General features: G+C 60.3%; 24 protein-coding genes. 15 read left to right on the top strand and 9 right to left on the bottom strand.

The genetic code is table 11. From position 1 onward, the window contains the following. Positions 1 to 93: 93 nt before the first annotated feature. The 8 genes from cysQ to J4E08_RS05850 all read left to right on the top strand — a co-directional run bounded on the left by cysQ (position 94) and on the right by J4E08_RS05850 (position 9,913). Entirely contained in the window at positions 94 to 891 is a 798-nt protein-coding gene (gene cysQ, locus J4E08_RS05885) for a 3'(2'),5'-bisphosphate nucleotidase CysQ (protein WP_349537685.1), read from the top strand. After that, entirely contained in the window at positions 891 to 2,138 is a 1,248-nt protein-coding gene (locus J4E08_RS05880) for a glycosyltransferase family 2 protein (protein WP_349537684.1), read from the top strand. The genes cysQ and J4E08_RS05880 overlap by 1 nt, the downstream gene beginning before the upstream one ends. 154 nt (positions 2,139 to 2,292) lie before the next feature. Next, complete coding sequence (gene galU / locus J4E08_RS05875; protein WP_349537683.1) at positions 2,293 to 3,189, top strand: UTP--glucose-1-phosphate uridylyltransferase GalU; 897 nt, start codon at positions 2,293 to 2,295, stop codon at positions 3,187 to 3,189. A 12-nt stretch (positions 3,190 to 3,201) separates the two neighbouring features. After that, on the top strand, positions 3,202 to 4,188 hold the full coding sequence (gene galE, locus J4E08_RS05870) for a UDP-glucose 4-epimerase GalE (RefSeq protein ID WP_349537682.1): 987 nt from the start codon (positions 3,202 to 3,204) through the stop codon (positions 4,186 to 4,188). A 372-nt stretch (positions 4,189 to 4,560) separates the two neighbouring features. Next, on the top strand, positions 4,561 to 5,721 hold the full coding sequence (locus J4E08_RS05865) for a glycosyltransferase (RefSeq protein WP_349537681.1): 1,161 nt from the start codon (positions 4,561 to 4,563) through the stop codon (positions 5,719 to 5,721). A 51-nt stretch (positions 5,722 to 5,772) separates the two neighbouring features. Then, positions 5,773 to 6,783, top strand: coding sequence for a glycosyltransferase family 2 protein (locus J4E08_RS05860; protein ID WP_349537680.1), 1,011 nt, complete (start codon positions 5,773 to 5,775; stop codon positions 6,781 to 6,783). Beyond that, positions 6,780 to 8,480 carry a DUF5927 domain-containing protein gene (locus J4E08_RS05855; protein WP_349537679.1) on the top strand — a complete coding sequence of 567 codons (1,701 nt, stop codon included), beginning with the start codon at positions 6,780 to 6,782 and terminating at the stop codon, positions 8,478 to 8,480. The genes J4E08_RS05860 and J4E08_RS05855 overlap by 4 nt, the downstream gene beginning before the upstream one ends. Before the next feature lie 5 nt (positions 8,481 to 8,485). Beyond that, positions 8,486 to 9,913 (top strand): sulfotransferase family 2 domain-containing protein, encoded by a 1,428-nt coding sequence (locus J4E08_RS05850; RefSeq protein WP_349537678.1) that lies wholly within the window; start codon positions 8,486 to 8,488, stop codon positions 9,911 to 9,913. A 182-nt stretch (positions 9,914 to 10,095) separates the two neighbouring features. Here the strand turns inward: J4E08_RS05850 and J4E08_RS05845 are convergent, their stop codons facing one another. From J4E08_RS05845 to J4E08_RS05820, 6 genes are all read right to left on the bottom strand, one after another. Continuing rightward, positions 10,096 to 10,560 carry a PTS sugar transporter subunit IIA gene (locus J4E08_RS05845; protein WP_183962608.1) on the bottom strand — a complete coding sequence of 155 codons (465 nt, stop codon included), beginning with the start codon at positions 10,558 to 10,560 and terminating at the stop codon, positions 10,096 to 10,098. Positions 10,561 to 10,614: 54 nt separating this feature from the next. Beyond that, a complete protein-coding gene (gene hpf, locus J4E08_RS05840) occupies positions 10,615 to 11,181 on the bottom strand; it encodes a ribosome hibernation-promoting factor, HPF/YfiA family (protein WP_349537677.1) in 567 nt (188 codons plus the stop codon). A 290-nt stretch (positions 11,182 to 11,471) separates the two neighbouring features. Then, positions 11,472 to 12,230, bottom strand: coding sequence for an LPS export ABC transporter ATP-binding protein (gene lptB, locus J4E08_RS05835; RefSeq protein ID WP_183962606.1), 759 nt, complete (start codon positions 12,228 to 12,230; stop codon positions 11,472 to 11,474). Further along, the gene (gene lptA / locus J4E08_RS05830) at positions 12,230 to 12,721 is read right to left on the bottom strand and encodes a lipopolysaccharide transport periplasmic protein LptA (RefSeq protein ID WP_183962605.1); all 492 of its coding nucleotides are present in this window, start codon (positions 12,719 to 12,721) and stop codon (positions 12,230 to 12,232) included. Before lptA ends, lptB begins: the two co-directional genes overlap by 1 nt. Continuing rightward, positions 12,718 to 13,332 carry an LPS export ABC transporter periplasmic protein LptC gene (gene lptC, locus J4E08_RS05825; protein ID WP_349537676.1) on the bottom strand — a complete coding sequence of 205 codons (615 nt, stop codon included), beginning with the start codon at positions 13,330 to 13,332 and terminating at the stop codon, positions 12,718 to 12,720. Before lptC ends, lptA begins: the two co-directional genes overlap by 4 nt. Positions 13,333 to 13,341: 9 nt before the next feature. Continuing rightward, positions 13,342 to 13,956 carry a ribonuclease D gene (locus J4E08_RS05820; protein WP_349537973.1) on the bottom strand — a complete coding sequence of 205 codons (615 nt, stop codon included), beginning with the start codon at positions 13,954 to 13,956 and terminating at the stop codon, positions 13,342 to 13,344. Between the two features lie 864 nt (positions 13,957 to 14,820). Here J4E08_RS05820 and J4E08_RS05815 point away from each other — a divergent pair. Next, positions 14,821 to 15,510 (top strand): sugar transferase, encoded by a 690-nt coding sequence (locus tag J4E08_RS05815; RefSeq protein WP_349537675.1) that lies wholly within the window; start codon positions 14,821 to 14,823, stop codon positions 15,508 to 15,510. A 382-nt stretch (positions 15,511 to 15,892) separates the two neighbouring features. Here the strand turns inward: J4E08_RS05815 and J4E08_RS05810 are convergent, their stop codons facing one another. Beyond that, positions 15,893 to 16,444, bottom strand: a complete 552-nt coding sequence (locus J4E08_RS05810; RefSeq protein WP_349537674.1) for an NADPH-dependent FMN reductase — start codon at positions 16,442 to 16,444, stop codon at positions 15,893 to 15,895. Between the two features lie 93 nt (positions 16,445 to 16,537). Beyond that, the gene (locus tag J4E08_RS05805; RefSeq protein WP_349537673.1) at positions 16,538 to 17,203 is read right to left on the bottom strand and encodes a YiaD family glycine zipper/OmpA-like lipoprotein; all 666 of its coding nucleotides are present in this window, start codon (positions 17,201 to 17,203) and stop codon (positions 16,538 to 16,540) included. A 276-nt stretch (positions 17,204 to 17,479) separates the two neighbouring features. On the opposite strand from J4E08_RS05805, the gene J4E08_RS05800 reads away from it, so the two are divergent. The 6 genes from J4E08_RS05800 to J4E08_RS05775 all read left to right on the top strand — a co-directional run bounded on the left by J4E08_RS05800 (position 17,480) and on the right by J4E08_RS05775 (position 23,467). Further along, entirely contained in the window at positions 17,480 to 17,779 is a 300-nt protein-coding gene (locus J4E08_RS05800; protein ID WP_349537672.1) for an SH3 domain-containing protein, read from the top strand. A gap of 239 nt (positions 17,780 to 18,018) precedes the next feature. Continuing rightward, the gene (locus J4E08_RS05795) at positions 18,019 to 20,511 is read left to right on the top strand and encodes a TonB-dependent receptor (RefSeq protein WP_349537671.1); all 2,493 of its coding nucleotides are present in this window, start codon (positions 18,019 to 18,021) and stop codon (positions 20,509 to 20,511) included. Between the two features lie 99 nt (positions 20,512 to 20,610). Then, positions 20,611 to 21,294 carry a Fe2+-dependent dioxygenase gene (locus J4E08_RS05790; RefSeq protein WP_349537670.1) on the top strand — a complete coding sequence of 228 codons (684 nt, stop codon included), beginning with the start codon at positions 20,611 to 20,613 and terminating at the stop codon, positions 21,292 to 21,294. After that, positions 21,294 to 22,160 carry a tonB-system energizer ExbB gene (exbB, locus tag J4E08_RS05785; protein WP_349537669.1) on the top strand — a complete coding sequence of 289 codons (867 nt, stop codon included), beginning with the start codon at positions 21,294 to 21,296 and terminating at the stop codon, positions 22,158 to 22,160. The genes J4E08_RS05790 and exbB overlap by 1 nt, the downstream gene beginning before the upstream one ends. Positions 22,161 to 22,163: 3 nt before the next feature. Next, positions 22,164 to 22,616 carry a biopolymer transporter ExbD gene (locus tag J4E08_RS05780; protein ID WP_349537668.1) on the top strand — a complete coding sequence of 151 codons (453 nt, stop codon included), beginning with the start codon at positions 22,164 to 22,166 and terminating at the stop codon, positions 22,614 to 22,616. Further along, a complete protein-coding gene (locus tag J4E08_RS05775; RefSeq protein WP_349537667.1) occupies positions 22,613 to 23,467 on the top strand; it encodes an energy transducer TonB in 855 nt (284 codons plus the stop codon). Before J4E08_RS05780 ends, J4E08_RS05775 begins: the two co-directional genes overlap by 4 nt. Here J4E08_RS05775 and J4E08_RS05770 read toward each other — a convergent pair. Further along, positions 23,460 to 24,542 carry an alpha-hydroxy acid oxidase gene (locus J4E08_RS05770; RefSeq protein ID WP_349537666.1) on the bottom strand — a complete coding sequence of 361 codons (1,083 nt, stop codon included), beginning with the start codon at positions 24,540 to 24,542 and terminating at the stop codon, positions 23,460 to 23,462. The two genes, J4E08_RS05775 and J4E08_RS05770, sit on opposite strands and share 8 nt — an antisense overlap. Positions 24,543 to 24,660: the final 118 nt, after the last annotated feature.

Genomic DNA, 24,660 nt, shown 5'->3' with positions numbered 1-24,660 from the left:
GGTTGACTTGCCGTTTATCGTTATAGCGACCATAAGACGAACATAGAGCCAAATCAACAAACCGCGCACCGTGGTGTCCCAAGGAGATTTCGCATGAACTATTCCGATCTGATGACGGTGCTGCGACGCCTGTCGATCGAGGCCGGCGACAAGATCATGGAGATCTACAACGCCGACGATTTCGAAGTGAAAACCAAGTCCGACGAATCGCCCGTGACAGAGGCTGACGAAGCGGCTGACGCATTGATTTCCGCAGGCCTGCGCGAGGCCTTCCCCGATGTGCCCCTGGTAACCGAAGAGCAGGCTGCCTCCCACAGCATCGACGCGCGCACATTCCTGATCGTCGATCCATTGGACGGCACAAAGGAGTTCATCAACCGCCGGGGCGATTTCACTGTGAACATCGCACTGGTGGAAGACGGCGTGCCGACTCGTGGCGTGGTCTATGCCCCGGCGCGCGAGCGCATGTTCTACACCAATTCCGTCGGCCACTCGGTCGAGGAAACCGGCCCGTTCAAAGTCGATACAAAGGGCGAGACCAAGGACATCCGCGTCACAGAGCCCGACAATGAAGCTCTGATGGTCGTTGCATCCAAATCGCACCGAGATCAGGCCACTGACGATTACATCAGCAAATACAATGTGAAGGACATGCGCTCTGCCGGATCTTCGCTCAAGTTCTGTCTTGTGGCGACTGGGGAGGCAGACATCTACCCGCGCCTGGGCCGCACAATGGAATGGGACACTGCCGCCGGGCACGCCGTGCTCGCTGGCGCTGGGGGACAGGTCGTGCGTTTCGACGACCACACACCGCTGGCTTACGGCAAAGACGGCTTCGCAAACTGTTTCTTCATCGCCTACGCACCCGGCGTGGATCTGAAGCAAGGCTGATGCCTCTCCAGGTGAGCATCGTGGTGGTCAGCCGGCATCGTCCGGCGGCGTTGCTCCGATGCCTGGCCGGGATTGCACAACTTGATTACCAGAACTTCGAAGTGGTCATCGTAGCCTGCCCCGCAGGTCAGGATGCGGTCAAGGCGACCGATCATGCGCCCCATTTGAAGACCATATCTTTCGATCAACCCAACATTTCTGTGGCCCGCAATCTTGGCATTGCCCAAGCTGCAGGAGAGGTCATCGCCTTCATCGACGACGATGCCGTGCCGGAGCCGCTCTGGCTGCACCACCTCGCTGCACCCTTCGAAACCGGGGATATCGCCGCGGCGGGGGGCTTCGTCATCGGGCGCAACGGCATTTCGTTTCAGTGGCGCGCCCGCACCGTGGACACAACAGGCGAGACCACACCGCTCGACGTGTCGGACACCCATCCCACCGTTTTACAGCCCGCCCACGGCAGTGCGATCAAAACCGAAGGCACCAATATGGCGCTGCGCCGCGATGTACTTTCGGAAATTGGCGGCTTCGATCCGGCATTTCACTTTTTCCTCGATGAAACAGATATGAACATGCGTCTTGCCCAAGCGGGCCACGCCACCGCCGTCGTGCCGCTTGCGCAGGTGCACCATGGGTTCGAGGCATCCGACCGTCGCGCGTCCGACCGCACACCGCGCGACCTCACGCAGATCGGCGCGTCGCAACAGGCCTTTTTGCGCAAACATTGCCGCAGCGCTGCGCGCGCACCTGCATGGCAGGTGTTCCGGAACGGACAACGCAATCGTCTGCTGCGCGCGATGCAGCGTGGTTCACTGGACCCGCTTGACGTGAGCCGCCTCATGCGCGGCTTGGATCAAGGCGCGCGCGACGGCCTGAAACGCTCACTGAACGAAACGCCCTCCATCGCGCGTGCCGCTTCGGAATTTCTTGCTTTCCCCGGTCGCCCCGGCGCAAGCCGCCACACCCTTACAGGTCGAATTTGGCAAGCCGCCAAGCTCCGCGCCGAGGCTGCCCGCAGCGCAGCTAATGGCAACATCACCACGCTGATTTTGCTTGATCCCACAGCTCGTTATCACCGCCTGCGCTTTACACAGGACGGTGTTTGGGAGCAGACCGGAGGCCTCTGGGGACGCAGCCAGCGGGACGCGCCCCTAATACAACCTTGGCGTTTTGCGCGCAGATGTGACGCTGAACAGCGTCGCACGGCAAGAGTTCGCGGGCCAAATGGCTTCTCGATATGCGAATAGGCTCTTTTCTGCTATTATATGGAACCAAGCACTGGCCATTTTCGATTATAAAGGCAAAGGTCACGCCGACGGCAAGATGCTGCGACGCAGCGTCCCCGTACGTCGACAAAACGTCGAAATTTTATTTGATTTAATAGAGAGAAGGAGCAAGCGGATGCGTAAAAAGGTCACGAAGGCGATTTTCCCGGTCGCAGGCCTTGGAACCCGCTTTCTTCCGGCGACCAAATCGGTCCCGAAGGAGATCATGACACTGGTGGACCGCCCACTGGTTCAATACGCCATTGATGAATGCCGCGCTGCTGGCATCAAGGAGTTCATTTTCGTTACCTCGCGCGGCAAAGGCGCCCTCGAAGATTACTTCGACGTGGCCCCGACGCTGGAGCAGGAACTTCAGAAAAAAGACAAAACCGAACTGCTGGAGATCCTGAAGGCCACCAACATGGACTCCGGTGAGATCGCCTACATCCGGCAACACAAGGCACTTGGCCTTGGACATGCCATCTGGTGTGCGCGCCGCCTTGTGGGCGACGAACCCTTTGCCGTTGTGCTTCCAGACGATGTGATCGCCGCCGAAAAGCCGTGTTTGCAGCAGATGGTCGAAGCCTATGAGGAAACCGGCGGCAACATGGTTGCCGCTATGGAAGTGCCGACGGAAAAGACCAAATCCTACGGTGTGCTCGACGTGGACGAAGACATGGGCTCCATCGTCAAGGTCAAAGGCATGGTCGAGAAGCCGGAGCCCGAAGACGCACCATCCAACCTTGCAGTGATCGGTCGCTACATACTGTCGCCACAGATCTTCAAGAATCTGAACCAGAAAAAGACCGGTGCGGGCGGCGAGATCCAGTTGACCGACGCCATCGCTGAAGAAATCGGCAAGGACGATGGCGGCGTTTACGGCTTCCGTTTCCGTGGCCAGCGCTTCGACTGCGGGTCCAAGTCCGGTTTTCTTCAGGCCACCGTGGCATTCGGCCTTGCACGCGACGAACTGCGTGACGATCTCGAAGGATACCTGACCGAACTGATGGCCTCGCGCAAAGCCGCCGAATAACGGAAGCGACACGTGACACAATACGTACTTGTTACAGGCGGGGCTGGCTACATCGGCAGTCACGCCTGTAAAGCACTGAAGGTGGCCGGGTTCACTCCGGTCACCTTCGACAATCTCGTAACAGGCTGGCAAGACGCGGTAAAATTCGGCCCCTTCGAACAGGGTGACCTTATGGATCGCGCCCGACTGGATGAGGTCTTTGCCAAATATCAGCCCATCGCCGTCATGCACTTCGCCGCGCTCAGCCAGGTAGGTGAGGCAATGGCCAAGCCTGGCATGTACTGGCGCAACAACGTCTGTGGCTCACTCACCCTGATCGAAGCCGCCGTCGACGCCGGATGTCTTGATTTTGTCTTCTCCTCCACCTGTGCCACTTACGGCGAACATGACAACGTCGTGCTGGACGAGAACACGCCCCAAGAGCCGCTGAACGCCTACGGCGCGTCCAAGCGTGCCGTTGAAAACATCCTGCGCGACTTTGAGGCCTCCGACGGCCTGCGCTCTGTGATCTTTCGCTACTTCAACGTGGCCGGCGGCGATCCGGAGGGCGAGGTCGGTGAACACCACCGCCCCGAGACTCACCTGATTCCTGTCATGCTCGAAGCGGTGGACGGCCAGCGCGCTGCCCTGACCATTCACGGCACAGATTACGACACCCAGGACGGCACCTGCATCCGCGATTATGTGCATGTCTGCGACCTCGTGGACGCACATATCCTCGGTCTGAAATGGTTGCAGGACGGCAAGGGCAGCCGGGTGTTCAACCTCGGCACGGGCGACGGCTTTTCTGTGCGCGAGGTCATCACCTCCGCCGCGACGGTCACAAATGCCGAAGTGCCCCATTCCGAAGGTCCGCGCCGCGCAGGCGACGCAACCAAGCTGGTCTCAGGCTCCACCCGTGCCGGCGCCGAGCTGGGCTGGAATCCGGACCGCTCCACCATGCCGCAAATGATCGCGGACGCGTGGCGATGGCATAAGAACGGCCATTACGAGAAATGAACAATGGGCGGCCCACGGCTCACTGCACGTCGTCGTGTACAGTTGGGCCGCCTCCTTTGACGCTGCGACGCATGTCGAGGAAAGGCACCTGAAATCCTGAAAGCCGCATGCAAGAGCTTCAAGCTCAGATCTGAGTCTTCATCGGGCGGCTAAAGCTCCAGCCTTTGCAGAGCAGTGGGCGAGCTGAGGTTTCGTTCGCTGTAGTTTTCGGCGTAGATGCAGAAAACTTGGTCCTGAAACCGAAGGACACGCAGTGGCGTTTTCGCCCTGGCATCCTTCCCCCATGCCGTGAAGTGCCCGCAGCTGGCTACAACACAATTCCCGTTACATTCCGGACTGGCCCCAAACAGCCATGCGATATAGCATTCTGTCATGACCCGCCTCCTCGACCTGTCTCGCCTCGTCAGCCGTGCCGGACGCCCGCTGACCGGCGTGGATCGGGTGGAATTTGCTTGGCTCGATCATCTTCTGACACTGGACGGCCCGCTTTACGGGCTGGTGCGATCCGCGTTTGGCTACATGCTTTTGGACCGCCACGGCTGCGCCGTTCTACGGGAGCGCATCCTCCATGGCGGATGGGCGGCACCAGACAGGTTGTCACGCTTGAAACGCAACATGGACCCGTTGCGCGCAGGGGCAGAAGCCGAGCTGCGACAACAGGCCCTTGACCGTTGCCTCCCGCCGGGTCTGCCTCGGATGCTTCGCAACCATCTGCCGAAGGGCGTGAGGTACATCAACCTTGGCCACACGAACTTCACCCGTCGCCTGATCCGCGCCCTGGCCTCTTTGGATGCGCAGAAAGCTGTGCTTATCCACGACACCATACCGCTCGATCACCCAGAGTATCAACGCCCGGGCACAGTCGAGACCTTTCGCAGTTTCCTGCAGCGCGTCGGGCAACACGCCGATCTGATCCTATGCAATTCCATCCAGACAGAGACCGATCTTCATCGGCATGTGCACCACGTTCCGAGCACGCTGGTCACGCCGCTGGGTGTCGATCTGGCCGCCCCAGGCACGGCACCCGACGGCCCGTGGCGCTCCCCCTATTTCGTCACGCTCGGCACCATCGAGCCACGGAAGAACCACGCCTTGCTGCTGGATGTGTGGGAGAAAGGTGTCGATGCAGATCTGTTGATCCTCGGTCACCGCGGCTGGGAAAATCACGCCACCTTCGCCCGACTCGATGCGCGGCCGCACCGCGTACACGAGCTGTCTGGCCTAACCGATCCGCAGGTCACGGCGCTGATCGCAGGGGCCGCCGGTTTTCTCTTTCCGAGCCTCGCCGAAGGTTACGGTCTGCCTCCCATGGAGGCCGCTGGGCTGGGTGTGCCTGTCTTGTGTCACAATCTCCCGATTTACGAAGAGACATTGCGGAACATTCCAGTTTACGCAGATGCAGGCAGCATCTATCTGTGGCATGATACAATTCAGAAAATGGCAGACGATTACCGGGCCAATCGGAAACAATGCTTGAAATATAGCCCCCCCACATGGGCCGCACATTTCAAGACAGCCTTAACCCGCATCTGATAGCCGCATGAGACGCGCTCGTCCCCACGCGAGCAGAGGGCAGAACACACTTTGGGTGCATGGCAGTCATACAGCCTCAGGCTTCAACGCAGGCGCTGGCGCATCCGCGCCTTTCGCAAACGGCGCGACCTGCGCCCGATCGCCAACCGTACCGACCAGATCCGCCCCTCTGATCTGCTGCTGTTCTCGACCCAGCGCAATGAGGGCATCCGCCTGCCGTGGTTCCTGAAATACTACCGCGACATGGGCGTGAACCATTTCTTCTTCGTGGACAACGACAGCTCTGACGGCTCGCTCGACTACCTGGCGCGGCAAGCAGACGTATCGGTCTGGACCACCCGGCAAAGCTATAAACGCTCCCGCTTTGGCGTGGACTGGATGAATTGGCTGTTGATGAAATACGGCCACGATCACTGGTGCCTGACCGTCGACCCGGATGAGCTGTTCCTTTACCCGTTTTGCGACACACGCCCACTGCGCGCGCTGACAGACTGGCTTGATGCGTCCTCAATAAAATCATTCTCGGCAATGCTCTTGGACATGTACCCCAAAGGTCCGCTTGATCAACATCCCTATACCGCAGGTCAGGATCCGCTGGAGGTGACAAGCTGGTTCGATGCCGGGAACTATACGATCAGGAAGAACCCTAAGTTAGGCAACCTCTGGATTCAGGGCGGCCCCCGCGCCCGCATGTTCTTTGCCGACCAGCCCGAACTGGCCCCAGCGCTGAACAAGGTGCCACTGGTGCGCTGGGATCGGCGCTATGCCTATGTGTCCTCGACCCACAACCTGCTGCCGCGCGGCTTGAACCAGGTTTACGACGAGTGGGGCGGCGAAAAGGCATCCGGCGCGCTGCTGCACACCAAGTTCCTTTCGACATTCACCGAAAAGGCCGCCGAAGAGGTGGACCGACGCCAGCACTACGGTGCCTCCCGCGAATACATCGCCTACGCCGAAGGGGTAAAGGAGAACCCTGACCTTTGGTGCAAATGGTCGGAAAAATACATAAACTGGCGCCAGCTTGAAATCCTCGGCATCATGTCCAAAGGCAACTGGGCATGAGCGTCGGCATTATCATGTTGGTACACACGGCCTTTAACCGGGCGGAAGACGTGGCACGGCATTGGGCGCGCGGCGGTTGCCCTGTGGTGATCCACGTTGACAGTGCTGTTCCTCGCGCCCACTTTGAAGATCTTCGACAACGGTTATCCGACTTTCCGGACGTTTTGTTTTCCAAACGCCACCGCTGCGAATGGGGCACATGGGGACTGGTTGCCGCCACTCAAGACGCCGCCGAGCTCATGCTCAAGAGCTTCAAGGATGTGCGCCACGTCTACCTCGCCTCAGGGGCCTGCCTGCCGCTTCGCCCGGTCGAGGAATTGACCAGCTACCTCGCCGAACGCCCCCGCACCGACTTCATCGAAAGCGCGACAACAGCCGACGTTCCATGGACCGTCGGTGGCCTGGAACACGAACGCTTCACGCTGCATTTCCCGTTTTCATGGCGCAACAGCCGGTTCCTGTTTGACAAATTCGTCGAATTGCAGCGCCGCGTTGGCTACAAACGCCATATCCCCAAAGGCATCACCCCACACATGGGCAGCCAATGGTGGTGCCTGACGCGCCAAACCCTATCGGCCATCCTCGACGACCCGGAACGTCCCCGCTACGACACTTATTTCAAACACGTCTGGATACCTGACGAGAGCTACTTTCAGACGCTCGCGCGACTTTACTCCACACAGGTCGAAAGCCGCTCTCTGACCCTGTCGAAATTCGATTTCCAAGGCAAACCTCACATCTTTTACGATGACCATCTCCAGCTTCTGCGCCGCTCGGACTGCTTTGTTGCGCGCAAGATCTGGCCGCACGCGGATCGCCTGTATGACGCCTTTTTGACCGATCCGAACCGCGTCATGTCCCGGCAGGAACCCAACCCGGGCAAGATAGACCGTATATTTGCCAAGGCTGTAGACCGCCGGACGCGTGGCCGCCCCGGCCTTTACATGCAAAGCCGTTATCCAAATGAGGGCTGGGAAAATGGCGTGACGGCAGGAAAATACTCCGTTTTTCAAGGATTTTCGGAGCTCTTCGTTGGTTTCGAACAATGGTTGAGCCGCGCCACGGGTGCGCAGGTGCACGGCCACCTTTATGCACCCAAGCGGGCTGAATTCACCTCCGGACAGACCCTGATCAATGGCGCTCTCTCCGACAACGCCGCCCTTCGTGACGCCAATCCCAAAGCCTTCCTGACCAATCTCGTGTGGAACACCCGCGGTGAGCGGCAGTGCTTTCAATACGGGCCTTACGACAACCCAAAGATCCTTTCGCCCATGTCCCGTGATCCCAACGCGCAAATCTCGGTGATTTCCGGCGCTTGGGCTGTGCCGCTTTTCAAATCGAACTCCAACTTTTCAGACATTCGTGCCGAGGCCGCCCGTCTGCAAAAGATCGAAAGCCGAATGCTCGACATCTTGCGCAGCCCCGAGACCAAGGCCCGCATCCGCATCTGGTCCATGGCGGAATTCATAGAGAACCCGATGGAACCCTTGCAGATCATAATCGATGAAATCGGCCAGAAAAGCCTGCGTCGTCTCGCCGAAGCGCCAACACTCGAAGACCTCACTGGGTTTGGCCAATTCCTGCAAAACCTGAAAAACCAAGGGATGCACCCCTATCTCATGGGCGACTTCCCCGTTGACCCCAGTCCGCGAAACACGCGATCTGGTGGACGTAAGCCCTATCTTGTCAAAAAGTGACGCCTATGCCCCAATTTGACTGCTTCGTGATCTTTGCCGAAATGCGCACCGGCTCGAATTTCCTCGAAGCGAACATCAACGGCTTTGATGGGCTGAGCTGCTTTGGCGAGGCGTTTAACCCGCATTTTATTGGCTATCCGCAATCCGAGGACATCCTTGGTGTCACGCAGGCTGAACGTGACCTCGACCCCACGCGCCTTTTGCAACAAATTCGGCTGGCCACGCCGGGCGGATTGGGCGGCTTTCGCTATTTCCATAACCACGATCCGCGCGTGCTGGACACGCTGCTGACCGACCGGAAGATCGGTAAGATCGTGCTGACCCGCAATCCGGTGGACAGCTACGTCAGCTGGAAGATCGCTCGCGCCACCGGCCAGTGGAAGCTGACCAACGTCAAGCGCCGCAAGGAGGCAAAAGCCCTCTTCGACGCTCGTGAATTCGAAGAGCATGTGGCAGATCTGCAGGCCTTCCAGCTCCGGATCATGAACACTCTGCAATCCACCGCGCAAACGGGTTTTTATGTGGATTACGACGATCTCCATGACCTCGGGGTCATGAATGGTCTGGCCCGCTGGCTTGGTGCAACTCACCAAAAGGACGGCCTCAATACCGCGTTGAAACGTCAAAACCCGGAGCCGATCGCAGACAAAGTTGAAAACTTCGACGAGATGCAGCGCGCGCTGGCGCGACAGGACACATTCAACCTGACGCGTACCCCCAATTTCGAACCGCGCCGCGGCCCCGTGGTGCCCGGCTACGTCGCCGCCCGCGACACACCGCTTTTATACATGCCGATCCGCTCGGGTCCCGAAAGCATGGTCAAGCAGTGGCTGGCCGACTTGGACGGTGCCAGCGCCAACCAACTGATACGCGACTTCACCCAAGGCACGCTCCGCGCGTGGAAGAAAGAGCGCCCCGGCCACCGCAGTTTCACTGTGATCCGACACCCGCTGGCCCGCGCGCATGAGGCATTTTGCTCCAAGATTCTCTCGACGGAAAAGGGCAGCTTCAAGGGCATCCGGCAGACACTGCGCCGCGCCCACAGCCTCCCCATCCCTGAAGCTGCGCCCGGTCCCGACTATGACGAAACTGCACACCGCGAGGCTTTCACTGCGTGGCTTCTCTGGGTCAAAGCAAACCTCTCTGGTCAAACTGCGGTGCGCGTTGACGGCCACTGGGCCACGCAAGCGCAATGCTTACAGGGCATGGGTGATTTCACCCTGCCTGACATGATCATCCGCGAAAGCGAAGTCGCAACCTACATGCCTGCACTCGCGATGCAGGTCGGACACCCCGCCCCGCCTGATCCTGCACCGCACCCGACCTCGGCCCCCTTCAGCCTAGCACAGATTTACGACGATCAGATTGAACACCTCGCCCGCGAAGCCTATCAACGAGACTATCTCATGTTTGGCTTCGAAGACTGGGGATGAAGGCGCACTCTGTTTTGCGAACGCACGCCTTCAGACAGAACCGTTGGACATATACGTCCAAAAGAACCCGAAGAGACTTCCAAAAACCTGCAGCCGAAAAGCTCCGCACGTCACATGCGCAGGGGTAGGGTCGGTGGGCGGGCGAATTGCCTTGGCAAGAGTCCCGCGCCCGACCGAAGAACTCAGGCGGCCTTGACTGCCTCGGCCTCGGTCAGAATTGTGTAGAGCGTTGCGGCATCACGGTTGGCCCGCAGCTTGGTACACAAAGCAGGATCGCGCAACGTCCGAGACACCAATGCCAGCGCCTTCAGGTGCTCAACGCCCGCTTCTTCTGGCGCCAAAAGCGCAAAGACCAAGTCCACCGGCTGCCGGTCCACCGCATCGAAATCGATTGGTTTTTCGAGCAGCAGGAACACACCGAGCACCTCTTCCAGACCAGCAATCCGGGCATGCGGCAACGCCACCCCGTGGCCGACTCCCGTCGGCCCCAGGGTTTCGCGCTCCAAAAGGGCTTCCACGACTGTCGATGCGTTCAGGTCATGCGCGCTCCCCGCGAGATCAGCGATGTCATGCATCAACCGCTTCTTCGAGGAACACGAAGCCATGGCCTTGACGGCCTGTGGTTTCAACAGATGGACAAATTTCATGTGCAAGCCCTGAGGGTATAAAGGATCAACGCGCCGCGCGATCCATGAGAAATCTCACGGATCAATCCAGCCGATGTTGCCGTCCTCGCGTCGATACACGACGTTCACCCCATCCTTTTTCTCGTTCCGGAACACAAGCACGGGTGCCCCGGCCAGTTCCATCTGCATCACGGCCTCGCCCACGGACAGCGACGGGATCTGGGTCTCCATCTCTGCGACGATGATCGGCTGAAGCGACTCGGGCTCGGTTTCTTCCGAGCCATCCTTTTGATTGGCGAGGATATACGAGGCGCCGCCGATAAATTCAACGGGTTCCGTACGGTCCTTGTGATGGTCCTTCAGTCGACGCTTGTAACGGCGGAGTTGCTTGTCCATCTTTTCGATGCAGGCATCGAAAGCAGCATATATTTCCGTCGCGTGCCCCTTGGCCGCAGCGTTCAGGCCGCTGGACAGGTGAATGGTGGCTTCGCAGACAAATTCATGCCCGGACTTGGAAAAAACCACGGTCGCGTCTGTCGGGCGTTGGGAATACTTATCCAAAATCGCGCCAAGCTCTGTCTGCACATGTGTCTGCAGCGCTTCGCCAATGTCGATATGTTTGCCCGTGATCTGGTAACGCATGTTCCGTCCTTCTCTTATTGCACCGACAATAGGGCCGGGGCGATAAGCCCCGGTGGTGGGTTCATCGGTTCAGGAAAAGTGCTTTGCACAGACCGAATCGAAACACTCCCCAAACTGGGGAAACGTGCCGGTCAGCCATGCCGCGATACAAAGCACCATACCACCATTTGAGTGTGAAACGCCTCTGCCTGTCAATCGAAACCGATATGTCTGGGGGGTCACAAAGTGGAAAAACCGCCCTTGATTTATATCACAGATGAACAGGTTGAGAGCGTCGGTTAACGTACAGGTCAGGCGAGACGAAAGTTGTCGCCAAGGTAGACACGGCGCACATTCTCGTTCTGCACCACCTCTTCGGGGGAGCCCGACATAAGCACCGCACCGTCGTGCAAGATGTAGGCCCGATCCACCAACGCCAGCGTTTCGGCCACGTTATGATCGGTGATCAGCACGCCAAGCCCGCGGGTTTTCAGGTCGGCTACCAGATGGCGAATGTCCCCCACGCTGATCGGGTCGACCCCCGCGAACGGTTCATCAAGCAACAGATATTTCGGATCTGCCGCCAGACAGCGCGCAATCTCCACCCGACGGCGTTCGCCCCCAGACAGCGCCAGCGCAGGCGCGCGGCGCAGATGTTCGATGGAAAATTCGCCCAACAGTTCTTCAAGCCGCTCACGCCGCCGGGTCGCGTCATGTTCGGCAATGTCGAGTACGGCGCCAATATTGTCCTCGACCGACAGGCCGCGAAAGATGCTCATTTCCTGCGGCAGATAGCCGATCCCCATCCGCGCCCGACGGTACATCGGCAGATACGTCGCATCCCGACCGTCTATCATCACTTGACCGGCGTCCGGATTCACCAATCCTGCGATAGCGTAAAACGATGTGGTCTTGCCCGACCCGTTTGGCCCGAGCAGCGCAACCACTTCCCCCCGGTCCAGCCGCATTGTCACGTCACGGATCACCACCCGCTTGCGATAGCTTTTGCGCAGATGCGTCACGCGCAGGCCGCTGTCGCCCTCCGTCACCGTCAATTCCGGCTTGACCATTATTCGCCACCGGACGGTTGCAGCACCGTTTTGACCCGGCCGCCCATCTCGGCGGTGCCCGTTTCCAGATTGACCGTCATGCGTTGCGCGGTCAGCGCACTGGTGCCTTGGGTCAGCAGCACGTCGCCGCTCATGACCACGGTTCCGGCCTCTATATCATAGTCGGCGCGCTCGGCCTCGGCGGCTTCCTCGCCGCTGACCAGTGTGACACCGCCGGTGGCCTCCAGCCGTTGAATACTGCTGGCTTGCTCGGAATAGACCACAAGAACGCGAGGCGCGGCGAGGCGCATGTCGCCCTGCGCAATCACCACATTTCCGCTATACATTGCCGTGCCATCCGCTTGGTTGACCGACAGCGAATCCGCCGTCACCTCCACCGGGGCGCGGGTGTCCTGCTGCATCCCTCCAAACGCCACCTGCTGTGCCGTTGCCGCGCCAGGGGCCGTCATCGGCAAAAGCGTCACAAGGATCGCGGCGAGCGTTCGTGTCATGGAGTGTCATCCTTTTCTGGCGGCTGGTATACCAGCTTTACGCCGTCGGTGAAGTGCATTTGCACAGCACCATTTTCATTCGCCGGGACGATTTTCATCCGTCCGGCGTCGAGGGTGCCCAACGGCCCGGTGCCTGTGACGTGTCCTTCAGTTTCTCCTTCGACACGATCGGTGCGCGCTATCATGGCGTCTGTTTGCAAGACATAGCCCTGACTGCTCTGGATGGTCACCCCGCCGCCCAGGGTCAGCGCATTATCGCTGTCACTGACCTGTGCCATCTGTGCGATCAGCGTCAACGTGCTGCCGTCGCTCAGATGCACCCGTGCCTCCAACATATCTGTTTCGATATCCCCGCCCGCCAGAGGCCTTGCACGACGCGCGGTCATTGTCAGAAGTTCGCCGTCGTCCGTCATGCCCGAGTAATATGGCGCAGACACGCCCGGCGTCGCCACATCACCTTGGTTCAACGCATCGGCGAAGGGCACGTTTTCCAGCGTGTCACGGCTGTCAGACAGCAGGAACAGCGTCGACAACAGGGCCAGCGCGGCAAGCGGCAGCAAAATCTTCAGCCAGGCGATGACGCGGGAATAGGCCCCGCCAGCACGTGCCATATCGGTTCCTCAACTGTGCGCGAAGATATCGGTGTCGGGCCAACCCGCAAGGTCAAGCATGGACCGCGTCGGAAGAAAGTCGAAACAGGCCTGCGCGACCTCTGTCCGCCCTTCCCGCTCCAGCATTTTGTCGAGAACCTCTCGCAGCCGATGCAGGTGCAACACGTCAGAGGCCGCGTACTCAATTTGCGCACGGGTCAGCGTCTCTGCGCCCCAATCGCTTGATTGCTGCTGCTTGGAGATATCGACACCGATGAGTTCCTGCGTCAGCGACTTCAGCCCATGCCGGTCGGTGTAGGTCCTCACAAGACGGCTAGCGATCTTCGTACAGTAGACTGGCGCCGCCAGCGCGCCAAAGGCATGGTACATCGCCGCAATGTCGAACCGTCCGTAATGAAATAGCTTCAGGACCGTCGGATCGGTCAGCAGTCGCTCAAGGTTCGGCGCGCGGTCCTGCCCCTTGGCCACCTGCACGAGATGCGCATTCCCGTCGCCAGCCGACAGCTGAACGACACACAGGCGGTCCCGATGCGGATGCAAGCCCATTGTTTCGCAGTCAATGGCCACGGATGTCCCCAGGTCCAGCCCGTCCGGCAGATCACCTGTGTGCAGATGGTTGGCCATGTCGCGTCCTCCGATGTGCACCGCTTGAAGGGACATATCCGGGGGCCCGCATGCTTTCAACTGCAGCACGCGCCCCACTTCGACACATTTCGCTCAACGACGCCCAAATGCGGCAGAGGTCCGGCAGATTAGGGCGCAGATAAGGTAATTGCAGGCCGTGATTCGGGCGGGATATCACGCAATGTTTCAATTTGTTACAACCCGTGAGCGCTTTTAGTCGCCTGAAACGTGCTAAGAACGCAGTGTTTCGTCTGCCGCGACGAATTCAAATCCCCCAGTTCCGCCTGAAGTGATTCCACCTGGAGCAATACAATTTTGACGGGATCATCATTCCCAACACCCTCACTTTAAGCGCAAGTTTACGTGTTTTTAGCTTCGGTAATCCAGCTTTAATTCAGTTTTGGAAACAGATGCTCCCGAGAAAAAGCCCCTCTTCAATCTCGACCAACCGAGAAACGGCCATGGAAACACCCCTCAAAGCCGCCTCGCAGACCGCCAGCCAAGAGCTGATTTCACCTTACTTCACGAAGTGTCAACTTGGTGACATAACGAAGCTTTCAACCTAAAGGTGTGCACTCGAGACGTTATTGACGGAATTGTGGCAGCGCGACATAAGAGCCTTGTCGAGTGGACCTGCCGCACTTCTGCCACGGTCCACATTTCCGGCACTTGGGGGTTGGTGCTTCCACTACGGGAGTCTTTGGGTATGTCTGCTGCGTTGTGCCCGGAAATTTGAACATGACAGCTGTAGGGCCGATACGTCCCTGCATGATTGGACCAGCGTGTCTGGACCATTGCTGAGCTTCTTCAAAAATCCGTTCGCGAAGATTTGCCGCCCGTCGCGCATGAGTAAGGATTGTCATCTTGACACTGCATATTCGCCAGCCGCTGGCGCAAGCTGTAATAGAGACGCTGATCGAAGATACGATCTTCGCCGCACCGCGCTACGCGCCTTACCGTCACGCGATGAAACGCGCGCTCGATATGGCTATTGTATTGTTTGTCGCTCCGCCAATTATCTTGGTGACACTGCTCTTCGCCGCGCTGGTTGCACTTGACGGTCACAACCCGTTCTACACTCAGCTGCGCGTCGGGCGGAACGATCGCGCCTTCCGGATGTGGAAACTGCGCTCCATGGTGCCCGACGCCGACCGCCTTCTGGCCCGTCATTTGGCTGAAAACCCGGCAGCTCGCATGGAATGGAACCACGCGCAAAAATTGCGTCACGATCCGCGCATCACGCCCATCGGTCGCCTGATCCGCAAGAGCTCTATTGACGAACTGCCACAGCTTTGGAACGTTTTCATCGGCGACATGTCCCTCGTAGGTCCGCGTCCGATGATGATGGACCAAAAAGACATCTACCCCGGCACCGCTTATTACGCACTCCGCCCCGGCATCACCGGCTTTTGGCAGACTTCAGTGCGCAACGAGAGCAGCTTTGCCGAGCGCGCAGAGTTCGACAGCGCCTACCTGTCTCAGTTGTCGTTTATCACTGACTTGAAAGTACTGATGAAAACCATCCGCGTCGTCATCCACGGCACCGGCTGCTAATCCAAACGGTCAGAACATCGCCCGCAGCCCGCATGAAAAGACCCCGCCACAGTATCGTGAGCGGGGTCTTTTCATATTTAGCCCAAAGAGCGCCTCGCCCTTCAAACGCAGCGTCGGATCAAAGCAGGCGGTTTCGGCTTCACCCACGCCCGGCGATATGGACTGTGGCACTTCTGGATCAGGGTGACTACGGCAAGCAGGTCTTGCATCTCTCGCAGACACAGCTCGCCGTATTGCCAAAATTCAGCCTGCAAGGTCACGAACGCGGCGTCGCGACAGGTGCTTGCGCGGGCTCTATCCATCACACCGGCTCACACAACGATGTGAACTAAGATCTTCTGCCATATGCGCTTCACTCTTCGGTCTCGAAGGAGATGGCAGTTCATGCCCGCGCCTCTGCCACCTTCCGTAGGTCGGCCATCAATTCGCTCAGTAGCTTGACGCCCATCTCGTTGGTCAGACGCCCATTGTCATCCCACTGCTGCGCGGTCTGGCCGATCATGACCTCCGGTCCCGGCAGCAAGGTGGGGCGAAACGCCGTCAGACACAGGCGCGTCATCGCCTGGGACCGCGGCCCGCCCGCAGCACCCGCCGCAGCTGAGACCAGCGCCACCGGCTTGTCCCGCCAGCAGTTGCCCTGCGTCCGACTGATCCAATCGAGCGCATTCTTCAACGCGCCGCTGATGCCCTTGTTGTACTCAGGTGTGGCAATAATCACCGCATCCGCCCCGGCGATCATGTCAGCAGCGTGCTGAACCGCATCGGGAATGCCAGGGCCCGTTTCTGTGTCCTCATCATACAGCGGAAAGAGGATATCGATTTCGGTATAGGCCGCATCCTCGCCAAAGCGCCGCGCGGCTTCATTCAGCAACAAACGATTGGTTGAGGCGGCGCGCAAAGATCCGCACAGGCCGACAACGGAAAGGGTGCTCATTAGGATATGCTCCTGAAAAGGTCTTCAGGACTATCTAAATGAAAAAGCGCCGCGGCAAGGCCACGGCGCTCGTCCTTTAGTCTGTTATCGCAATCAAGTGTTGGGCAGGATCACGATTTCCACGCGGCGGTTCTGACGCTTGCCTTCCGGCGTCAGGTTGGACGCGATGGGCTGGTCTTCGCCACGGCCAATGACCTGAATGCGGCCCGATGGCACCCCTTCGGAGGTCAGCACGTTTGCCACAGCCTGCGCGCGGCGTTGCGACAGGTTCAAGTTATACGCGGCGGCACCGTCCGAGTCGGTGTGGCCGATGACCTGGGTGGTGGTGTTCGGGTAGGCCAGGATCGAGCGGCCCACGTCGCGGATGTCGCCGGTAAGATTGCCTTGCAGCGTGGCGCTGTCAGTGGCGAACAGGATATCCTGCGGCATGGTCACAATCAGGCGGTCGCCGGTGTTGCGGATGTCGACCTGGTTACCAAGCTGCTGGCGCAGTTCAGCTTCCTGCTTGTCGAGCTGGTTGCCAATTGCGGCACCAGCAGCGGCACCGACCAGAGCACCGGCCACGGTGGCGCGGTTGCGCTCACCCTTGTCGTCGCCACCGGCCAGACGGCCCGCGATGGCGCCTGTGGCAGCACCAACCAGCGCGCCGGTCTTGGCTTGGCGGTTGGGGTCGTTTTGGTCAAAGCCAACACTACCGGTGGTGCAGGCGCTGAGGCCCAGTGCGGCGATGGTGGAAAGCATAAGGGAAGAGCGGATCATGGTGTCTCAGTGCCTCTCGTCGTGAATTGAATGGCCCACCTGCGCGGGCGCGTTGTTATCCTGCACGCTTAATGCCACAGCCGCGACTTAGGTTCCCGTGAAAAACCCCTTCAGGTACTCGCCTTGGCGGCAAATTGCCCACTTTGCAGACCTCTTGCAAAAATGCCTATACCATACAGGCACTTAACCTTTTCACGGTTATCACGTCTCTGATCGTTTCCTTTATCCTCCGTGCCGGATAGACTGGAAAAAAACAAAATCGAGCAGGAGAAACGCATGCGCAAAGTGACGGCGACCGCCTTGGGACTCGCTATGATGGCCGCGGTTCTGTCCAGTCCGGCAGACGCCGCCTGGCGTGATCTGGCGGAAGTTTCAGGCGTGGACGCCGACGATATGTTGAAAATGCGCGCCGGGCCCGGAACTGGGTTCCTGGTGATTGTTGGTCTGCCAAATGGCACGCTTGTCCGGGTCCACAACTGCCAACGCACCGGGGCAACACGGTGGTGTGATGTTGCGCTGGACCAAGCGCCGGGGCTGCGCGGCTTTGTCTCTGACGCCTATCTGACCCACAAATGAGAGTGCCTGCCTGCTTGGATGCTGGGTTAACCAAGGGGCCACCCTTAGGTGTTGCGCAGATACACCATTAACGCGCATTTCTGCCACAGCGTCGACGAAAATTCTGTACCTGATTAATTTACTCGGCAATCAGGGCGCACCAAACGCGCCAGCCTAGTGTGCCTCGAAAGAGACCATCGCCAGCTCTTCCATAACATCTTGATTCGACTTGCTGGTCGATCTCATTTGGGGACAGTCACATGACACAGTCGCTTCGTGGGCGACGTGCGCAGTGCCGCACGCAAACCGCTTTGACTCCGTTGGACCGCGCGTCCGACCGCCGTACGACCCTAGCTGCCGCATGCGCAGTGGCGCTGATGGGTACGCAGGTGGCCGCGCAGGACACAGCTGACGCTGACAGCGTCATCCTGCTGCCCACCGTGGACATTCAAACCGCCGAAGAACCGACACCCGCACCGCGCCCGGCGGCCTCTGCCCCGCGCCGCACCGCTGCCGCACCGGCACGCCGCGCCGCGCCGCAGGTTTGCACCCCGGCCCTGGCGGGCACACCGGTCTGTGCCGAGCAGGAAGCCGCCGAAGCGGCAGCCGCAGCGCAGGTCGCAGCCGAGGCCGCCGCCGTAGAAGCCGCGCGTCAGGCCCGCGCGGGCACAAACCCGAACGCAGATCCCAATGCTCCGTTCAAGGCCAACACGCTGACCAACTCCAAGCTGCAAGGCGATATCGCGGATATGCCGCGCACGGTCACGGCCATCACCAAAGAGACGCTCGAGGCCACGCACACAACATCCGTGCGTGAAATCGCGCGCCAGACACCGGGCGTCAGCCTTGGCTTTGGTGAAGGTGGCAATGCCTTTGGCGACAACATCTATATCCGTGGGTTCAAGGCGAACAACGACGTCTACGTGGACGGCGTGCGCGATCCCGGCACCTCTGTCCGCGAAACATTCGACACCGAACAGGTCGAGATCCTGAAAGGCCCATCCGGGTCGGTCGGCGGGCGGGGTGCCACCGGCGGCACCATCAACATCGCCACCAAGCAACCGCAAGACGTGGATTTCACGCATCTGAGTGTGGAGGCGACCTCTGCCGGGACGCTGCGCACCACAGTCGACCAGAACATGGCCACAAACGAGCGCGTCCAGCTGCGTTTCAACGGCCTGTATCAGAACGGCGAAGTGGCCGGACGTGACGGGGTCGAGGATGACCGCTATGGCGCGGCCGCCGCGATCAAATACAAGCTGACCGACAATGTGACCTTGGATGGCTCCTACAGCTTTACCAAGTTTGACGGAACGCCGGACTGGGGCGTGCCCTACACCACCGGAGCGCCAAATGGCGACAAAGGCCCGGTGACTGAATTCGGTGTCGACCGTGATACATTCTACGGCATCGAAGACCGCGATTTCCAGGAAGCAACCCGCAACGTGGCCACAGGCCGCCTGACGTGGGAGATGGACAGCGGCTTGACCCTGACCAACACCTTCCGCGCGGCGCGCACGATCAACGACTACATTCTGACGGCGCCGGGTTCGGTAGACGAGAACGGGTCCAACGATCCCGACGACTGGACAACGGGCGTCCGGGACAAATCCCGATACCAGATCACCGATGTCTATTCCAACACCACGGAACTGGCTGGCGAAGCCGACTGGGGCGGACTGGGCCATAGCTATGTCACCGGCGTAACGCTGCAAAAGGAGTGGGTGCGCGCCGACAGCTACCCTGGCTCGACCGAGGATTTCCCGGTGGGCACAAGCGGCTGTACTGTCGATGTGGTCGATCCCGACACCAGCGTTTGCTGGAACGGTGATATGCCAGAGCGCCGGGACACCCCAACCAAGACCGAGGTCAAGACGATCTCCGCCTATTTTGTGGATCGGATCGACCTGAACGAGCAGTGGAGCGTCGATGCCGGCCTGCGTATCGATCACTACGACATTTCACGTAAATCGAGCGGTGGGGATACGCTGTCGCGTACCGACACCATGTGGAACGGCAACCTTGGCGTCACTTACAAACCATCTGATGCGCTGACGCTGTATGGCGCGGCCTCCACATCCACCACTCCGATGGGGTCGGAGATCGCGGCGGGCGGCGGTTTCTACGGTGGTCTCGACACCGGTGGCGAAGATCTTGAGCCAGAGCGCAACACGGCCTTTGAGCTGGGTGCGAAATACGAGGTCACGCCGGGCCTGCTGCTGACCGCAGCGTTGTTCCAGACCACGAAGGAGAACGCACGGGAAACGCAGGGCCGTGGGTCCAGCGCTGTGACGACAGATGAACTGGAATACCGTCTGCGCGGCATCGAGCTGGGCGTTGCGGGCAAGGTCGACCGGGTCGGCCTGTACGGTGGCGCGGTGTTCATGGAAAGCGAGATCCTCGAAAGCGCCAGCAGCGACGACGTGGGCAAAGAAGTGGCGACCATCGCGCACCAACAGTTCAACCTGCTGGCCACCTATGACGTCACCAATGAGTTGATGCTGGGCGTGCAGTCCAACTGGAAGGGCGAGGTCAAGCTGGGGTCTCTTGCAGTGAACGACAACAGCCTGCCGTCCTACTGGTCCTTTGATCTGGTGGGGTCCTACAACATCAACGACCGTGCGGACGTGCGGTTTGGTGTCAAAAACGTGGGTGACGAGGCCTACTACGACACGGCCTATCGCTCCGGGGAGCCGTTCACCTACATAGCGCCGGGTCGTGAGATCTGGGCTGCGGTGGACATGAAGTTCTGATCCTTTGAGATCAGTCCCTCGGAGGCAGGCGACGAGCGGGTCGCCTGCCTTCACTCTTTTCCTGGCACAGTTTCCAAAGCCCAGACCGAGGAGCAGCCCATGCTGATCACCATTCCCGACGTTCTGACCAAGGACGAGGTCGCCGAATTCCGCCACCTGCTGGACGCTGCGGATTGGGACGACGGCAAGACGACTGCCGGCGCGCAATCGGCTCGCGTGAAGCATAATCAACAGCTGCCGCCCACCGGCGATCTGGCGCAGGCATTGGGGCAACGGATCCTGCAGGCGATTTCCGCCGCGCCTTTGTTCCTGTCCGCGGCGCTGCCGCTCAAGATCCTGCCCCCGATGTTCAATCGCTACGAGGTGGGCGAGACATTCGGGATGCATGTGGACAATGCGATCCGGGTCAACCCGCTGACGCAGGAACGGCTGCGCACGGATTTGTCGATGACACTGTTCCTGTCCGAACCGGAGGATTACGAGGGCGGCACGCTGGTCGTCGAGGATCACTACGGCACGCAGGAGGTGAAGCTTCCCGCCGGACATATGGTGCTGTACCCGTCGACCTCGCTGCACGAGGTGACGCCGGTGACGCGCGGCGCGCGTGTCTCGTCGTTCTTCTGGCTGCAAAGCATGATCCGGTCGAACGAACACCGGACGATCCTGTTCGACCTCGACCAGACCATTCAGGACCTTGCGGCCCGCGCTGGCGCCGACGATCCGGAAGTCGTTCGCCTGACCGGCATCTATCACAACCTCATTCGCATGTGGGCGGACAGCTGATGAAACCGATCCTTATCGCAACAGGGCTGGCGCTGCTGCCCTCCTACGCCATGGCGCAAGACGTTGAGACCATGACCGGCATGATGGACCTTTGGTCCGGCATCTGGGGCCATTATGCGCAGATGAAGGCCACGCTGATGACCGCGCTGGAGCATGGCGCAGAGGATCACATGTCGCCCGTGGGCATGTTCATGGCCGCCGATTGGGTGGTGAAAGGGGTCATGCTGTCGCTGGCTTTTGCCTCGGTCGTCACATGGGCGATCTTTGCGGCAAAGATGGTGTCGCTGGCGCTGCGGCGTCAGGCCATCGCACGACAGTACCGCACCCTCGACCGCGCCGGCAGCCTGCAAGGTCTGTCCAAACGCATGGCCAAGGGCAAAGGCATTGTCGGCCGCATGGCGCGTGCCGCCCTGGACGAGTGGGATCGCAGCGGCTCGGCCCCCTCCCTGCATGCGGGCATCAAGGAGCGCACTGGATCGACCCTTGGTCGGATCGAGGTCGGCGCGGCCCGGCGCATGGGCGCAGGCACCGGAATCTTGGCCAATATCGGATCGACCGCGCCCTTCGTTGGCCTGTTCGGCACCGTTTGGGGCATCATGAACAGCTTCGTCTCCATCGCGGAAAGCAACACTACAAACCTCGCCGTGGTCGCCCCCGGCATCGCAGAGGCGCTGCTGGCCACGGCCATCGGCCTTGTGGCGGCGATCCCTGCGGTGATCTTCTACAACCTGATTTCGCGGGGCCTGGGCGGCTACAAAGTCATGCTGGGCGACGCAGCAGCCTTGGTGGAACGCACCTTGTCGCGCGATCTTGACCTGTCGCCGCACGAGGCGCCCAACCTGACCCTTGCTGCGGCGGCGGAGTGAACCATGGCCGGACGTCTTTCCGACAGTGATGACTTCGAGGAAAACCACGACATCAACATCACGCCCTTTATCGACGTGATGTTGGTGCTGCTCATCATCTTTATGGTGGCCGCGCCCCTGTCCACCGTGGACATCCCCGTCGAGTTGCCCGTCGCTGTGGCAGATGCCCCGCAGCGCCCGTCAGAGCCTGTCTTTGTTACCATCACCGAGGACCTGTCGCTAGCCGTCGGTGAGATCGAAACCGACGCAGCGGGCCTGCCGATGGAGATTGGCATCGCCACAAGTTTGAACCGCGATACACGTCTCTACATTCGTGCAGACAAATCAGTGCCGTATGGCGAGCTGATTTCCGTCATGAACGTTCTGCGGGGCGAGGGCTATCTGAAGGTCGGCCTCGTGGGATTGGACCAAAGCGCAGCCCCGCCGGAGGATCTCGGCGCGGAGGCTACGGAATGAGCCTGACCTACCAACCGGGCGGCGGCCTTTGGCGGGGCGTGGCTTGGACCGGACTGGCGCTTGCCGTCAGCGCGGGGCTGCACGCGACCCCCGTGGCGCATATGCTGGCGCAGCCCCCCGCGACGGAGCCGCCCGCGCAGGCGCAAGTCGGGGCCACGGGCGCAATCCTGTTCGATTTGTCCGACATCATCACCGCGCCGTCGGACGCTGGCGAAGACAGCGCGGAGGTGGCGGAGTCGGTGGCCGCACCCACAGTGACCGAAAGCGCCGAGGCTGTGGATCCGGCCAAGGCTGCAGACGAGCCGCCCTTGCAACAAATCCCCTACGAGGTTGAGGATGATGAGCTGAAATTCGGTGTCGCCTCCCCCGATCCGGTGGAGGAGGTCGAGGAAACTGCCCACGAGACCGCCACGGAATATGACGAGGAGAAGGTCGACGCCGAAACCCAGATGGGTGCGGAGGACCGTGCGGCCTCGCAGGCGTCGGTGTCCGGTGTGTCTGCCGATCAGACGTCGGACACAGCACAGGCGCAGGACGAAGGGCTGACTGCCGAGCAGATGGCCCAGGTGACGGAATGGCAAAAAGACATCGTGGTGCGCATATCCAAGGCCAAGCGCTATCCCAAGCTGGCGCGCAGTCGTCGGATCGAAGGTGAGGTGCTGGTGCGGTTTACCGTCGATCGGTACGGCGCAGTGCTGGCCCGCACATTGGAGAAAAGCAGCGGCTGGCCGGTGCTGGATCAGGCGGCGCTGGAGGTGTTTGACGCGATCGGCAAGTTGCCCACGCCGCCCAATCACCTTGAAGGTGCCGAGTTCACTTTGATGGTGCCGTTGCGCTATTCGTTCAAGTAGGGCCGACGCGGTCTGCGGTGATCTCATCCAGCATGCGGCAGCCGGTGAGGGCCATCGCGACCTCCAGCTCATCGCGCAGCAGGCGCAGAACATGGCTGACGCCCAAGGCTCCGGCAACGGTCAGACCGTGGATGACGGGTCTGCCAATAAGAACTGCCTGTGCGCCCAGCGCGAGTGCCTTGAACACATCCGCGCCGCGTCGCAGGCCGCCGTCCATCAGCACGGGCAGATCTGCGCCGACGGCTGCGACGACCTCTGGCAGGACGGAGATGCTGGACGGCGCCCCATCCAGAACGCGCCCGCCGTGGTTCGAAACGATCACCCCGGCGGCGCCGGCGGCCACGGCGGCGCGGGCATCCTCGGCGCAGAGCACGCCTTTGATCAGGATCGGCAGCGGGCTGGACCTACACAAGGCTGCCACATCTTCCCAGCGGGGCAGAATGTGGGCGATGCGGTCAAAGATCATCGACTCGCCCGGTGTCAACGGGGCAAAGCGCGGATGCGGCAGGCCAGTCAGGTTCACTGGTGCGACACCCTCTGGCAGATGGAAGCCCGCTAGGATTTCCGCATCGCGGATGCCGTTCACTGGCGCGTCAATAGTAAGCACCAAAGCCTCGAACCCGGCGTCGGCGGCGCGATTGGCAAGGGTCACCGTGCCGTCCAGCGTGGCCTGCCAGTACAGCTGAAACCAGCGGCAGGTGCCACCGGCGGCGCGCACATCCTGCATGGGTTCGCTGCTTTGCGCGCTGAGGATCATCGTGGCCTGCTGCGCCTCTGCGCCCTGCGCTGTGGCGCATTCGCCGTCCGGTGAGAGCAGCGATTGATACGCAAAGGGCGCGACGAGGATCGGGTGCGGCAGCTTACGACCCAGCAAGGTGGTTTGCGTATGCCCTCCGCGCAGATCGCGCAAAGCGCGGGGGCGAAGGGTGAGCGCCGCGAGATCCGCTTCGTTGGCACGCAGGGTGGCCTCGTTTCCCGCACCGGACAGAAAGTACGCGCGATTGACGTCCGACATCATGGCCTGCGCGCGGGCGGCGTAGTCAGGCAGAACGGCGGGTAGATCCGAAGCGGACATGTGGGCGTCTCCTTCCAGCTTTCGGATCCGGCTAAAGCAGTTCGGCACAAGTTTGAAGATAAGTTGACAAATTAAATCAGATACACTGGCGCGGCTGGTCAGACGACTCGACGGTCGC

Origin of the sequence: Sagittula sp. NFXS13 (assembly GCF_040148795.1) — a bacterium.
Classification (GTDB): Bacteria; Pseudomonadota; Alphaproteobacteria; order Rhodobacterales; family Rhodobacteraceae; genus Sagittula; species Sagittula marina.
This window is presented reverse-complemented; position numbering and strand designations above follow the sequence as displayed.